Consider the following 13,724-nt stretch of genomic DNA (forward strand, 5'->3'; position numbering starts at 1 on the left):
GGTGAGTTTTCGCTGCGTGAACGCAGGTCGCCCGGCGCCGTCGGGCGGGCGACGATGAGCCCATGAGTACCAACGCGAGCAACGACCCCTCTGTGACGCCCGCCGCCGAGCCCCGCGACCCGGCCATCGACCTGGAGGCCGCCGCGCGCACCGACGCCCAGTGGCGCGCCGCCCTGAGCCCCATGGAGTACCACGTGCTGCGCGAGGCCGGAACCGAGCGACCCTTCACCGGGGCCCTGCTCGACGAGCACCGCGAGGGCGTCTACCGCTGCCGCGGCTGCGGCGCCGAGCTGTTCCGCTCCACCACCAAGTTCGACTCCCACTGCGGCTGGCCCTCCTTCTACGACCCCTCCGAGTCCGAGGCGGTCACCCTGAGCACCGACACCTCCCACGGCATGGTGCGCACCGAGGTCCGCTGCGCCACCTGCCACAGCCACCTGGGACACGTCTTCGACGACGCCCCCCAGACCCCCACCGGCCAGCGCTACTGCATGAACTCCGTGAGCCTGACCTTCGAGGAGGAGCAAGCATGATCCGGGTCCTGAGCCTCAACCTCCAGCACGGGCTGCCCGGCGCCGGGGCCGGGGACGGCAGCGCCTCCACCGGCTCGCTGGCCGGCGCCGACATCTCCGACCCCGCCACCGCCCGCGCCGTCATGCGGGCCACGGCCGAGCAGATCGCCGAGCTGGCCCCCGACATCGTTGCCCTCCAGGAGGTGGACCTGGGTCAGGCCCGCTCCGGGCGCCTCCACCAGGCGGCCTTCCTGGCCGAGGAGCTGGGCATGCCGACCTGCCGCTTCTGCGCCAGCTACGCCGGGCCGGTGGTGGGGCTGCGCCGTCGGCCCCTGCGCACCGCGCTGAGCTCGCCGACCGATGATGTCCTGGGGCTGCTGCGCGCCGCCGTCGGGTCCGGGCCGATCGGCTACGGCAACGCCCTCCTGTCCCGCTTCCCGGTCTCCGGCTGGCACGTCAAGCGTCTGGGGCGCGGGGCCTCCAGCGTGGAGAAGCGCGGTGAGCGGGCCTGGGACCCGCGCTCCTACCACGTGTCCACCGCCTCCCAGCGCATCATGGTGGCCGCCACCCTCGAGGTGCCCGAAGGCGCTGGCGGGCCGATCCGCCAGCTGTCGGTCGCCTCCACCCACCTGGCGACCCGCGAGTCCATGGCGGCGCGCCAGCTCGCCGCCGCCTGGGGGGCGCTCGCCGGGCTGCCCGGGCCGCACCTGCTCGTGGGCGACTACAACCTCTCCGCCGAGCAGGTCGAGGTCCTGGGGCTGGGGAGGACCGTGGGGGAGGGGCTCACCTTCCCGGCGGCCGGCCCCAAGCGGCGCATCGACCACGTGCTGACCGACCTGTGGCCCACCGGCCCCGACGGCCTGCCCCTGACCGATGAGGCAGCCGCGGCAGGCGGGAGCCCGCTGCTGCGCGCCGTGGACTGGGGCACGACGTCCTTCATCATCTCCGACCACGTCGGCACCTGGGTGGACCTCGAGCCGGTCGGCTAACGGGCGCCGCCAAGCCCTCTGCCCGCGCGGTCGTACCTTAGGCCGCCTGATCGAGGGTTCAGGGTACGACCGCGAGGGCTACCCTACGAACTCGTCGCGCCGGGGCCTATGAGAGGGGGAGCCCATGACCGATGTGGTGGCGGGACTGGCCGTCTTCGGCGCCGTCATCGCCATCGGCTGGCTACTGGTACGCACCCGTGCCGTGCCGGCCGATGCCGACGGGGTCCTCACCCGCGTCTGCTTCTTCGCCGCCACCCCGGCCCTGCTCGTGACCACGCTGAGCCGCGCCGACCTGACGGCGGTCCTCTCCCGTTCCACCGCCGTGGCCGTGGCCGCCGAGCTCGCGGCCATCGTCTCGGCCTGGTGCCTCCACCGACTCGTGCTGCGCCGCCCCACCGCCGAGGCCACCATCGGCGCGCTCGCCTCCGGCTATGTCAACGCCGCGAACCTGGGGATCCCGGTGGCCGTCCTCGTCCTGGGGGACGCGGCCACCATCGCCCCGATCCTCCTGCTCCAGCTCCTCGTGCTCACCCCGGTCACCTTCACCGTGCTCGACGCCGTCACCCGTCGCGGCAACCCGTCCCGTCTGGCGACCCTGACCGTCCCGCTGCGCAACCCGCTGCTGTGGGGTGTTGTGGCCGGGACCGCGGCGAACCTGGGCGGGGTGAACCTCAAGGAGTGGGGCGGAGGCTACCCGGCCCAGGGCCTGGAGATGCTCGGGCGCGTCGCCGTGCCGCTCATGATGCTGGCCCTGGGCATGAGCCTGGCCGGGGCGCCCCGCCCCCTGCAGAAGCCCGCGCCGGACGAGGCTGACCCGTCCCCGCAGGGCTCGTTGACCCGGTCGGTGCAGTCGGCCCAGTCAGCCCGTCAGGATCAGGAGCCCCAGGTGGCGGAGGCGGGATCGGAGGTGCACGCGACCAGCACCGCGGGAGACCGACTGCCCGGTGTGGAGGCGGTGCCGGCGCTCGGGGCGACGTCGACGACTCATCATGGTGAGGGACGGCGCAGCGGCCTGTGGCTGGCGGTGGGCTGGAAGCTCGCCGTCATGCCGGGGCTGGCCGCCGCCGTCGGACTGGCGGCGGGACTCAGCGGAGCGCAGCTGCTCGCCCCGGTCGTCACCGCCGCCCTGCCCACGGCGCAGAACGTCTTCATGTACGCCTCGCGCTACGGGGCGGCCAAGGACCTGGCCCGCGACGCCGTCCTGTTGACGACGGCCGGATTCGTGCCCGTGGTCCTGCTGGCCGCCGCGATCCTGCGCTGAGCCCATGCGGTCGCACTGCCCGGCTCCGGCTCCGTCGTTGTCGCCGCCTCTTACCGGCGCGGTCGTACCTTATGCCTCGAGGTCGTGGGTTAAGGCTACGATCGCGCGGGCTACCCTACGACCTCGTCGCGCCGGGCCTCTCAGGGCAGCTCGTCGCGGGTGGGAGGATTGGCGCCGGCCCGTGAGACCGTGATGTCGGCGATGGCCGCGGCGTGGCGCACGATCCGCTCCAGGGTCGCGGCGTCCACCGCGCGCAGTGCCTCGCGCCGGTCCGCGCCCACGAGGTCCTCGCTCCACAGGGCGTCCTCCAGACCGCCCATGAAGGAGTCGCCGGCGCCCACCGTGTCCGCCACCACGACGCTCGGGTCGGCGGGCACCTCCAGACGCACCCCCGAGGCGGACAGGGCCAGGGCCCCCTCCTTGCCGCGCGTGACCACCACGACGGCCGCGCCCTTCTTCAGCCAGGAGCGCAGCACCGTCTCCACGTCCGCGTCCTGGCCGTAGAGCCAGGCGATGTCCTCATCGGAGCACTTGACCAGGTCCGACAGGCCCACCAGGCGCTCGACGACCTCGCGGGCGTCCTCGGGCTCACCCATGAGCTGAGGGCGGGCATTGGGGTCGTAGGCGATAGTGGAGGTGGCGCGGGTCTCGCGCAGTACCTGCTCCACGGTGGCGGCGCCGGGAGCCAGGATCGCGGCGATCGAACCGGTGTGCACCAGCAGCGGCGCCTGCCCGTCAGCCAGGGCCGGGCGTGGCGGGTTCCAGTCCAGGTCGAAGACGTAGGTGGCAGCGCGGTCCTCACCGATAGTGGCCTGTGCCGTCGAGGTGCGCGCCGCACCGTCGGCACCCGGAGCCAGACGGACCCCGGAGGCCTCCAAGTGGGCGCGCACCGCCTGACCTCGCTCATCGGTGCCGATCCAGCAGTGCAGCTCAGCGTCGCGGCCCAGACGCGCCAGCCCCAGGGCCACGTTGGCGGGTGAGCCGCCGGGGATGTCCACGGGCTCCTGCCCGGGGTGGATGACGACGTCAACCAGGGCCTCGCCGATGACGAGGGCGAATCCTGGGCGGCCGGGTGCGGTCATGGGTGACTCCTTCGTGCAGGACCGGGGTCCGGTGGTGGTGAGCTGAGACGAGATGTGGGAGGGACGTGAGACGGAACGGGGCAGTGAGAGGACTCGGACGGATGAGGAACGCGGCGGTGCAACACTGCCCGAGAGTGGTTGGCGCGCTGGTCGATGCGCGGGGCCGGAGGACGACTGCCCACAGACTACCGATCCAACGCCGCTCTCAGGGCCCGTCTCGCCCAAGAATGTCCACATCGGTGACAAAGGCCTTCCAACGCCCAGGCCGCATGAACGAGAACCTTGGAATCATGCGGTTGTGTTCCGTCCGGATGAGAGCGGGCCGAGCCTTTGAGGCTTATTCACAGCATCCGTTGAAGGTGCTGTGACCTGCGCAGATGCTGGCGTCGGCTAGCCCTATGAATAAGCCTCTTTGTCTCCGATGCTGGACATCTACGGCTCCCTTCGGGCTTCTGCTGTGGTGCCCGGTGGCGCTCGATCAGTGCGCTACCGCCAGCCGGAGCCCCGGTCAATTCGGTCAGTTCGCCGCGCAGGCGGGCACAAGCGCAGCTCCCGGGTCAATGGCAACGTCGCCAAGACGGTCGATTCGTCGCGCAGGCGGGCGCGCGCGGCCTTGGAGCTGCTGCCCCGGGCGGGTCACGCCCTGTCAGTCCCAGGTCGTGTCAGTCCTCAGGATCCTCCTGGGTGACCGCGGCCAGGCGGGCTCGGGCCTCATCGAGCCAGGTCTGGCAGCGCTGGGCCAGGGCCTCGCCGCGCTCCCACAGCGCCAGGGAATCCTCCAGGGGGACCGAGCCCGCCTCAAGGCGCTGCACGACGGCCACCAGCTCCTCACGGGCCCGCTCATAGCTGAGCGAGGCGACATCCTCGTTGGCACCGGAGGCCCCGCCTGCGGAGGGAGCCGACGACGCTGAAGACCCTGACGATGCTGAGGACGCCGAATAGGCACTGTTCTGGGGCGAGTACTCGTCTGGGTACTGGTCGGAGTACGGGCCGGGGTTCATCTCGGAGCTCACGCCCCGATTCTCGCACGGGCCGGTCCGGGGCAGGGCGGGCCGGACGGTCTGAGGCGGTGTCCGCAGGGTAAAAGTGTCCAAGAGGGACGACTTTGATGGTGCTCCGTCTCAGTGGCGTTCGCATCTGTGCTGGTCAGAGCGTTTTAGTGCGGTACCGACTGGTTGCAAAGGCTCCAAAGTCGTCCCATATGGACAAAATCCGGGCCTGAGAGCCTCCCTGACTTTTGCTGGTTCCGGCCGAAGTGCACCGATACGTCAGCCCGCACTTCTACCCTGCTGCGTCGTTGGAGGCCGTTTCATCGAGGTGTGTCAGCACTTCCGCCAAACCTGCCTGCGCCAGTGCCTCGCGGCCGGCCGCCGTGACCTTGACGGCGCGGGTCCGCTCGATGCGTGCGATCCAGGTGCGATCGAACAGCGCCTGCGTCAGTGCGGTCCCCAGCGGGCCGCCAGCAGCCGGTGGACGGGTTAGGAGGGGCAAGGAGACGCTCATGAACGGATACCGGCGGCGCGGCGCCCTCTTCGCGGCACTGCTCGGCTTCTTCATCGTCATGCTCGACACGACGGTCGTCAACGTGGCGCTGGAGCGGATCGGTGGGGACCTGGGTGCCCGGAGCGCGCGGACGCACCATAGGCCTCGACGACTGAGCCCCAGGGGCCCGTCCGCACGCCCTACGGTGCGTCCTCGGGTCTCCAGCAGGCCACGAGCGGGCACGGTTCCCGAGGTATTGGCGGCGTGCAGTTGCTCTTCAGTCGATATCGGCGGGTCGGGGCTTGGTGGCGCCGACGACCTGGGCGACGAGCCTCCCCCGGGCCAGAACCCCCTCGATGAGGTCGCCCTTCTTGACGTCCTCGGCGCTGGTGATGACCTTGCCGCCGGGGGTGCGCAGAATCGTGTAGCCGCGATCCAGGACCCCCTGCGGCGACAGGGCCGTCAGCCGGGCGTGGTCGGCGCGCAGGTCCGCGGCCGCCAGCGACAGGCGGTGGCTGACCGCCCGGCGCATCCTGTCGCGGGCCTGACCCAGCTCGATCACCCGGTCGCGCACGATTGAGGTGGGGTCGGCCATGACCGGCCGGGCCCGCAGCTGGTCCAGGGCCGCCTGCTCGGCGTCCAGCCGCGAGGAGAGCACGGTGCGCAGGCGCTCGCGGGCCGAGTCCAGGCCCACGGTCTCCTGAGCGAGGTCGGGGACGATCCGGCGGGCGGCGTCGGTGGGGGTGGAGGCCCGGTAGTCGGCCACCAGGTCCAGCAGGGGGCAGTCGGTCTCGTGGCCGATGGCCGAGACCAGCGGCGTGCGGCAGGCGGCCGCGGCGCGCACGAGCCCCTCATCGGAGAAGGGCAGCAAGTCCTCGATGGCGCCGCCGCCGCGGGCCACGACGATGACGTCGATCCGCGCATCGGCGTCGAGCTCCTGGATCGCCCGGGTGACCTCGCCGACGGCGCGCGTCCCCTGGACGGCGACCTCCCGCACATCGAAGGGCAGGCCGGGCCAGCGCAATCGGGCGTTGACCAGCACGTCGTCCTTGGCCCTGGCCTGGCGCCCGCACACGAGGCCCACCTTGCGCGGCAGGAAGGGGAGGGGCCGCTTGCGTTCAGCGTCGAACAGGCCCTCGGCGGCCAGGATGCGGCGCAGCTGCTCGATGCGGGCCAGCAGGTCGCCGACGCCGACGGGCCGGATGTCGTCGGCCTGCAGCTGGAGCGAGCCCCGCTTGGCCCAGAAGGTGGGCTTGGCGCGCACCACCACGCGGGCGCCCTCGCTCAGCGCGGCGCCGGCGCGGGCCAGGACGGCGTCGAGGACCCGGGCGTAGATGGACACCGACATGGAGATGTCGGCGTCCGTGTCCCGCAGGGTGAGGAAGGCCATGCCGGCGCCGGGGCGGCGGTTGAGCTGGATGACCTGCCCCTCCACCCACACCTGGCTCATGCGGGCGACGTACTGGTCGATCTTGGAGGACAGCAGCCGCAGCGGCCACGGGTTCTCCGCGGTGGTGAGGTTCGCTCTCGGTGCCAGCTCCCGGGGGCCGCCGGGGTTGCCGCCCGCGTCGGGGCCGGACGCGCGGCCGGTACCGGGGGAGAGCTGCGGGCTGGGCTGGGAGGGACTCTGGCCTGTCACATGCACCACTGTGCCACGTCCGCCACTGGGGACCTGGGTCCCACTGTGGCACAGTGGTGACCGTGACGACCATCGAGCTCGCCAGCGAGCACACCGACGCCGCGGCCCCCTCTCCCAAGGGTGGCAGGCGGATCCTCATGGCCGCCCCGCGCGGCTACTGCGCCGGCGTGGACCGCGCCGTCGACGCCGTTGAGCAGGCCCTGGCCCACTACGGGGCGCCGATCTACGTGCGCAAGGAGATCGTCCACAACAAGTACGTCGTGGAGACCCTCTCCAAGCGCGGCGCCATCTTCGTCTCCGAGACCGACGAGGTGCCGATGGGCGCCCGCGTCGTCTTTTCCGCCCACGGCGTCTCCCCGGCCGTCCACGCCGAGGCCGCCGAGCGCCGGCTGGACACGATTGACGCGACCTGCCCGCTGGTGACCAAGGTGCACAAGCAGGCGGTGCGTTTCGCGGACAAGGACTACGACATCATCCTCGTGGGCCACACCGGCCACGAGGAGGTCGAGGGCACCCAGGGCGAGGCCCCCGACCACATCCAGGTCGTCAACGGCCCCCACGAGGTGGACCGGGTCGAGGTGCGCGACCCCTCCAAGGTGGTGTGGATCAGCCAGACCACCCTGAGTGTCGACGAGACCTTGGAGACGGTGCGCCTGCTGCGCGAGCGCTTCCCGGAGATGATCGACCCGCCCGGCGAGGACATCTGCTACGCCACCCAGAACCGTCAGGCCGCGGTCAAGCAGATCGCCCCGAAGGTGGACCTCATGATCGTGGTCGGCTCCGGCAACTCCTCGAACTCGGTGCGCCTCAAGGAGGTGGCCCTGGAGGCCGGTGCGGGCGCCGCCCACCGGGTGGACTTCGCCAGCGAGATCGACCCGTCCTGGTTCGACGGCGTCGAGACGGTCGGCCTGACCTCGGGCGCCTCGGTGCCGGAGATCCTGGTGCGCGAGGTGGTGGAGCGCCTGGCCGAGTTCGGGTTCGACGACGTCGAGGAGGTGCGCACCACCACGGAGAAGATCTCCTTCTCCCTGCCCAAGAACCTGCGCGCCGACCTCATGGCGGCCCGGGGCGCCGCGTCCCCCCACACGCGCCGTGAGCCGGCCGCCGACCACACCTGCTGAGAGCGCGCCGCCGCCGGTTGCGGGGCCAGTCGCAGGGCCGGCCGTGAGCGTCAGCACACGCCCGGGTGCGTGAGACAGGTCGAAGGTGAACGTCGGGTTGCATGTTTGACCATTACCCTCGGTCGGGTGACACACTCCCATGACGAGTCGGCCCCCAGTGACCCTCCCCCTGCCGCGTCGGGCGGGCGGTCCGCCGCCGACGGCGCCGGCAGCTCCGACAGTGCTGACAGTTCCGACCCCGTAACCTCGCCAGATCCTGTCGGCGCGGTGGTCTCCGGCGCCTCCGGTCAGGTCTCCAACGAGGCCCTGGAGGAGGACGGCGGGCTGCACCGGAGCCTGACCAGCAGGCACATGCAGATGATCGCCATCGGCGGCGCCATCGGCACGGGGCTGTTCGTGGCCTCGGGCGCCACGGTCTCCACGGCCGGCCCGGGCGGAGCCCTGGTGGCCTATGCGGCCATCGGCCTCATGGTGCTGCTGCTCATGCAGTCCCTGGGTGAGATGACGGCGCACATGCCGGTGGCCGGCTCCTTCCAGACCTACGCCACCCGGTTCGTCAGCCCCTCCTTCGGCTTCGCCATGGGCTGGAACTACTGGTTCAACTGGGCGATCACGGTGGCGGCCGAGCTGGTGGCCGCCGGAATCGTCATGGGCTACTGGTTGCCGGGGGTGCCCTCGTGGATCTGGGCGGCACTGTTCCTGACCCTGTTGACGACGCTCAACGCCCTGTCGGCCCACGCCTTCGGGGAGGGGGAGTTCTGGCTGTCGGCCATCAAGGTGGTGACGGTCGTCGTCTTCCTCGTGGCGGGGCTGGCGATGATCGTCGGCATCATCGGTGGGAGGTCCCCGGGCTTCAGCAACTGGGTCGTCGACGACGCGCCCTTCCACGGCGGGATGCTGGCGATCGTGTCGGTGTTCATGGTGGCCGGGTTCTCCTTCCAGGGCACCGAGCTGGTGGGCGTGGCGGCCGGTGAGGCCCGCAACCCGCGCCGGGACGTGCCCAGGGCGATCCACACGGTGTTCTGGCGGATCATGATCTTCTACATCGGGGCGATCACGGTCATCGGCTTCCTCATCGCCTTCAATGATGGCCGGCTGCTGCACACCGAGACCGAGGACGTGGCCTACTCGCCCTTCACCCTGGTCTTCGAGCGGGCGGGGATCGGGGTCGCGGCGGCCCTCATGAACGCCGTCATCCTCACCGCGGTGCTCAGTGCCGGTAACTCGGGACTGTACGCCTCGACCCGCATGCTGCACTCGATGGCTCTGCAGGGGCAGGCGCCGGCCTGGTTCTCCTACGTCAACCGCCACGGGGTTCCGGTGCGGGCCCTGGGGGCGACGGCGCTGGTGGGGGCGGCCGGCTTCCTGACCGCCGTGGTGGGGCAGAACACCGCCTACGCCTGGCTGGTCAACGTCTCCGCCCTGTGCGGGTTCATCGTGTGGCTGGGGATCGCCGCGTGTCACTTCCGCTTCCGGCGCGCCTACGTGCTCCAGGGCAATGACCCGGCCGACCTGCCCTACCAGGCGCCCTGGTTCCCGCTGGGGCCGGTCCTGGCCTTCACCCTGTGCGCCCTGGTGGTTCTGGGCCAGAACTATGAGGCGGTCTTCAAGGGGCAGCTGGTGGAGGTGCTCTCCTCCTACATCGGCCTGCCGGTCTTCGGGGCCATCTGGTTGGGGCACCGTCTGGTGACCGGGTCGCGCACGGTGCGCCTGGAGGAGGCCGACGTCTCCGGCGCTGTCATTCGCGAGCGCCACTGAGTCCTCAGCTCAGACCCGCTGAGCCCGGCTGAGTTCCGCGTCTGCTGGGCTCATGTCCTGAAAGCCCCATGACCGACGTCGGGGCACCGATCATCCGACCGGTGCCCTGACGTCGGGTTCAGGGGGCGTTGCATTCACTTGCGGCCGGTGACGCTCAGGTAGACGGAGATTGAGACGATGGCGGCGACGAGTGACAGGGCCCACTTGATCCAGTCCCCGCCCGGGGTGTCGGCGACGCCGAAGAGACTGGCGACTGCGCCTCCGATGAGTGCGCCCACAGCGCCCAGCACGATGGTCCACAGGACCGAGATGTTCTGATTCCCGGGCATGATGAGTCGGGCGAGGGCGCCGAAGATCGCGCCGGCGATGATCATTCCGATGAATGACAGCATGGTGTCTTCCTCCGAGAAGGTCCGATGAGGCGGAGATATCCGCTAATCGGGCATTGAAACGTTCTGGCAGCGTGTCAACCAGTCATGAGATGGGAGACGACGCTCCCTGATAGACGCCATGGAAGCGTCAATCGTCACGGGTTGAGAATATGGCATGCGTTACGTCGTCGTGGGGGCCGGTTGCCCGTCGGCGGTGAGCTCGGGTGCGGTGAAGGTGCGCACCTGAGCGGCGTCGGCACTGATGAGCGTGGGGGAGTCCACCTGCTCCCCGAGGGTCTCCAGGGACCGGGCGGTCACCAGGAGACGGTTCTCCATGGAGCCGACCGCCTTGTTGTAGGCGGTGACGCTGCGCCGCAGTGCCCCGCCCAGTGCGTCGAGGTGACCGGCGACGGTCCCCAGACGCTCGTAGAGGGTACGGCCGAGCTCCAGCAGCTCGCGGGCGTCGTCGTTGACGGCGGTGCGGGCCCAGGCCGTGGCGCAGGTGCGCAGCAGGGTCAGCAGCGACACGGGTGAGGCCAGAGCGACGCCGCGCCCCAGCGCGTGCTCCAGGAGAGCGGGGTCCGTCTCCAAGGCGGCCGAGAGCACGGCCTCCGCCGGGACGAAGAGGACCACGAGCTCGGGGGAGTCCCCCAGGGCCCGGTCGTAGCGGCGCGCAGCGAGCTGGTCGACGTGCCCGCGCAGCGCCCTGGCATGAGCCTCCAGGAGCTGCCCGCGCCGCTCCTCGTCCTGGGAGCCGGCGCCCTGGACGACGGTGGCCGCCAGGTAGGAGTCCATGGGAGCCTTGGCGTCCACGGCGAGGTACCCGTCCCCGGGCAGGTGGACGACGACGTCGGGCCGGGAGCGGCCAGCCGCCCCCTCACCGGCGGCCGAGCCTGCCGAGCCTGCCGAACCCGCCGAACCTGCCGAGCCCACTGAGCCCGGTGGACCCACCGGCCCACTGCGCCGCTGAACCAGCGCCCCGATGGTGCGCTGCTCGGAGAAGTCCACGTGCCGCATCATCCCGGAGGCCTCCAGGACCCGGGCCAGCTCGACCTCACCCCACATGCCGCGCGCCGAGCGTGAGCGCAGCGCCCCCTCCAGGCAGGCCGTGGAGCGGGCCAGGTCCTGCTCGCGCAGGGCGGTGGCCCGCAGCTGCTCGGTCAGGGCCGCGTGCTGCTCGGCCCGCTGCCTCTCCAAGGACTCCACCCGGGCCCCCACCTGCTCCAGCTGACTGCGCACGGGTGCGAGTGCCCGCAGCACGGAGCCGTCCCGCTCGGCACGCTCCTCGGCCACCTGGGTGCGTGAGGACAGCTCCTCGGCCCGGGCCCGCCACTGGGCGGCCTGCGCGCGCAGCTCGACCACCTGCTCGCCGGCCGACTGGTGCGCGGCGGTGCGCCGGGCGAGCGCGCCGAGGTAGCCGATGACCGCCCCGATCACCAGGCCGACGAGGAGCAGCAGGATGGGAAGAAGGACCGCTGAGGAGCTCATGAACCGATGGTGCCCCCGAGGTGCGACATCTATTCCGCACCCTTGAACCCCACGGCGCCCTCCCCGCAGGTCGCCCCGGCCGGCTGGTTCGGCCGACCCACCCGCCTGCCGACGGGACCGCACGGTCCCACCTCACCGATCCGGCCCACCCACCCTGGTCCGCGGTTCCGGTCCGCTCCGGCGTCGTCGGGCACGGTTCTCCCAGCCGTGTACCAACCGGCCGTTCGGATATGGGGCAACAGTCCTGCGTCCCGCCTGATCCTCCCTACGGCGGGGGTGAGGAGACCAAGAGCACTGTCCTTCTGCTACCCCAGGATGATGGGAATTTGAGCAGGTGGTGCCATGCTTACCGGACGTGAGCCTCTTGCGCAGCATCCCGCTGACCAGCCTACGAACGATCGTGGTCGTGCTGGTCCTCGCCGTTCTGACCACGATCGTCACCGCGGTCCTCCTGCCGCGAACTGTTCCGGCCACCACGCGCGCCAGCAGCGCGGACAGGCCCACCCGACTCGCCCGCCCCGCACTGCGCACGGTGCTGCGGGCCGTGGGCCGCTATACGGCGCGCACCGTCATGGTGGGCGTGCCGGTGGTGCTCGTCATGGTGCTCGCGGGCCTGCTCATCAACCGGCCCATGCACTACGTGCGCACCGTCGGCGACGTCGTCGAAGCCATGGCCCCTCGCACCCAGGTCACCTCGCGCATCGCGCCCCTGCCGCAGGCCTCCGCCTACGACGCCGTCCCAGCCTCGGCCTGGAGGGCATCCTTCCACGACGTCGGCGACGGCTCGCAGGAGGCCACCTGGACCGGCCCGGTCAGCGGCATCAAGCTACCGGTGCGCGTTGTCCTGCCGGCGGGCTACCGGCCCGACGACGGCCGCACCTACAACGTCCTTGAGGGGCTCCACGGCTGGGTCGGCGACCCGCAGTCCCTGGTGACGGGCATCGCCTCACCCCAGCGGCTCCAGGAGGCGATCGACGCCGGCCGTATCCCGCCGTCGATCCTGGTGTTCCCCTCGCTCAACGTGGACGGCGGCCAACCCGACTGCGTCAACATTGCCGGCCGCCCGGCTGTGGGGACCTGGACCGCGGAGGAGATTCCCCGCATGATCCAGGCGACCTTCCCCAATGTCACCACTCAGAGGTCCGGCTGGATGATCATGGGGATCTCGGCGGGCGCCTACTGTGCGGCCCGGACCGCCTATGACGTCCCGCAGCGCTTCGGCGCGGTGGGGGTCATGTCCTCCTACGACCAGCCCGGTGAGGGCCTGCTGGCGCACAGCGGTAAGACGCTCCAGGAGCAGAACGGGCTGTCCACGATGCTGGGAAAGCGCGAGCCCGACGGCATGCGCTTCTACGTCCTGGGGGCGCAGGACGACTCCTCCGGTGCGGCCCGGGCCGCCTGGCTCATGGATGACGCGGTGCGCAAGCCGGACTCGTTGACGGCTGATACCCCGGCCACGGGCGGGCACTCCTGGACCTTGTGGAGCAACTACTTCCCGTCGTTGCTGACGTGGTGGGGCTCGGATCCGGCAGTGTTCAAGGCGGCCGGCCTTCCGGCGCCTGAAGGCGATACGTGGGCCAAGGCCACCGCCGCCGGCGTGAAGCCGCTGTCGGAGACGCCCAAGGACCAGCGCGTGGTGGGGTCGGTCTCGCCGGTGCGTGCCATGCCTTTCGAGATCAACGGCCTGGGCACGATCATCGTGGCCGTGGTCGCCTCGCTGGGGGCGCTGGGGGCCGTCATATTCTGGTCGCCCCGCTGGGGCCGACGGCGCGACGGCGGCAAGCGGTCGGTGGCGCGGCTGGGTGGCGCGATCCTGGGGCGCGTCGTGGTGATCCTGGTGACGGCGGGCCTGGTCGCGGTGACGGCGGGGATCGGGGCCAACGCCAGCGGGGGCTTCTACACCTCGTGGCGTGATCTGCGGGCCTCGGTCCGAGTGAACGAGAACGCCGGTAAGTGAGTGGGGGGGGGCGTCGACGGCGTGACCCGGCCGGGCGACGCCGTCGGGGCGCACGGTGTCGGAA

At 71.3% G+C, this 13,724-nt stretch carries 12 protein-coding genes; 6 read left to right on the plus strand and 6 right to left on the minus strand.

The window, feature by feature from the left end; all coding sequences use genetic code 11:
* Nucleotides 1–62 precede the first annotated feature (62 nt).
* The 3 genes from msrB (at nucleotide 63) to BKH32_RS00190 (ending at nucleotide 2,762) form a co-directional block, all read left to right on the plus strand.
* The gene (msrB, locus tag BKH32_RS00180) at nucleotides 63–533 is read left to right on the plus strand and encodes a peptide-methionine (R)-S-oxide reductase MsrB (RefSeq protein WP_075248073.1); all 471 of its coding nucleotides are present in this window, start codon (nucleotides 63–65) and stop codon (nucleotides 531–533) included.
* Entirely contained in the window at nucleotides 530–1,501 is a 972-nt protein-coding gene (locus tag BKH32_RS00185) for an endonuclease/exonuclease/phosphatase family protein (RefSeq protein WP_075248074.1), read from the plus strand. Before msrB ends, BKH32_RS00185 begins: the two co-directional genes overlap by 4 nt.
* Before the next feature lie 124 nt (nucleotides 1,502–1,625).
* Complete coding sequence (locus BKH32_RS00190) at nucleotides 1,626–2,762, plus strand: AEC family transporter (RefSeq protein ID WP_075248075.1); 1,137 nt, start codon at nucleotides 1,626–1,628, stop codon at nucleotides 2,760–2,762.
* Nucleotides 2,763–2,902: 140 nt separating this feature from the next.
* Here BKH32_RS00190 and BKH32_RS00195 read toward each other — a convergent pair whose 3' ends face one another.
* The 4 genes from BKH32_RS00195 to xseA all read right to left on the minus strand — a co-directional run bounded on the left by BKH32_RS00195 (nucleotide 2,903) and on the right by xseA (nucleotide 6,974).
* On the minus strand, nucleotides 2,903–3,844 hold the full coding sequence (locus BKH32_RS00195) for a carbohydrate kinase family protein (RefSeq protein WP_075248076.1): 942 nt from the start codon (nucleotides 3,842–3,844) through the stop codon (nucleotides 2,903–2,905).
* Nucleotides 3,845–4,506: 662 nt separating this feature from the next.
* Nucleotides 4,507–4,857, minus strand: coding sequence for an exodeoxyribonuclease VII small subunit (locus BKH32_RS00200; protein WP_430383775.1), 351 nt, complete (start codon nucleotides 4,855–4,857; stop codon nucleotides 4,507–4,509).
* A gap of 268 nt (nucleotides 4,858–5,125) precedes the next feature.
* Nucleotides 5,126–5,407, minus strand: coding sequence for a hypothetical protein (locus BKH32_RS14150; protein WP_256690141.1), 282 nt, complete (start codon nucleotides 5,405–5,407; stop codon nucleotides 5,126–5,128).
* Between the two features lie 196 nt (nucleotides 5,408–5,603).
* Nucleotides 5,604–6,974: an exodeoxyribonuclease VII large subunit gene (xseA, locus tag BKH32_RS00210; protein WP_075248078.1), complete on the minus strand. Its 1,371-nt coding sequence runs from the start codon at nucleotides 6,972–6,974 to the stop codon at nucleotides 5,604–5,606.
* 53 nt (nucleotides 6,975–7,027) lie between these two features.
* On the opposite strand from xseA, the gene BKH32_RS00215 reads away from it, so the two are divergent.
* Together BKH32_RS00215 and BKH32_RS00220 are read left to right on the plus strand one after the other, a co-directional pair.
* Complete coding sequence (locus tag BKH32_RS00215; RefSeq protein ID WP_430383776.1) at nucleotides 7,028–8,086, plus strand: 4-hydroxy-3-methylbut-2-enyl diphosphate reductase; 1,059 nt, start codon at nucleotides 7,028–7,030, stop codon at nucleotides 8,084–8,086.
* Nucleotides 8,087–8,212: 126 nt separating this feature from the next.
* Nucleotides 8,213–9,844: an amino acid permease gene (locus BKH32_RS00220; RefSeq protein WP_143222634.1), complete on the plus strand. Its 1,632-nt coding sequence runs from the start codon at nucleotides 8,213–8,215 to the stop codon at nucleotides 9,842–9,844.
* Nucleotides 9,845–9,978: 134 nt separating this feature from the next.
* Here BKH32_RS00220 and BKH32_RS00225 read toward each other — a convergent pair whose 3' ends face one another.
* Both BKH32_RS00225 and BKH32_RS00230 read right to left on the minus strand, forming a co-directional pair.
* Nucleotides 9,979–10,236 (minus strand): GlsB/YeaQ/YmgE family stress response membrane protein, encoded by a 258-nt coding sequence (locus BKH32_RS00225; RefSeq protein ID WP_075248081.1) that lies wholly within the window; start codon nucleotides 10,234–10,236, stop codon nucleotides 9,979–9,981.
* A 159-nt stretch (nucleotides 10,237–10,395) separates the two neighbouring features.
* Nucleotides 10,396–11,703 carry a DNA recombination protein RmuC gene (locus BKH32_RS00230; RefSeq protein ID WP_075248082.1) on the minus strand — a complete coding sequence of 436 codons (1,308 nt, stop codon included), beginning with the start codon at nucleotides 11,701–11,703 and terminating at the stop codon, nucleotides 10,396–10,398.
* 355 nt (nucleotides 11,704–12,058) lie between these two features.
* Between BKH32_RS00230 and BKH32_RS00235 the strand changes: the two genes are divergently transcribed.
* Entirely contained in the window at nucleotides 12,059–13,660 is a 1,602-nt protein-coding gene (locus BKH32_RS00235; protein WP_256690120.1) for an alpha/beta hydrolase, read from the plus strand.
* The last annotated feature ends 64 nt before the right edge of the window (nucleotides 13,661–13,724 follow it).

It is taken from the genome of Actinomyces oris, assembly GCF_001929375.1.
Classification (GTDB): domain Bacteria; phylum Actinomycetota; class Actinomycetes; order Actinomycetales; family Actinomycetaceae; genus Actinomyces; species Actinomyces oris_B.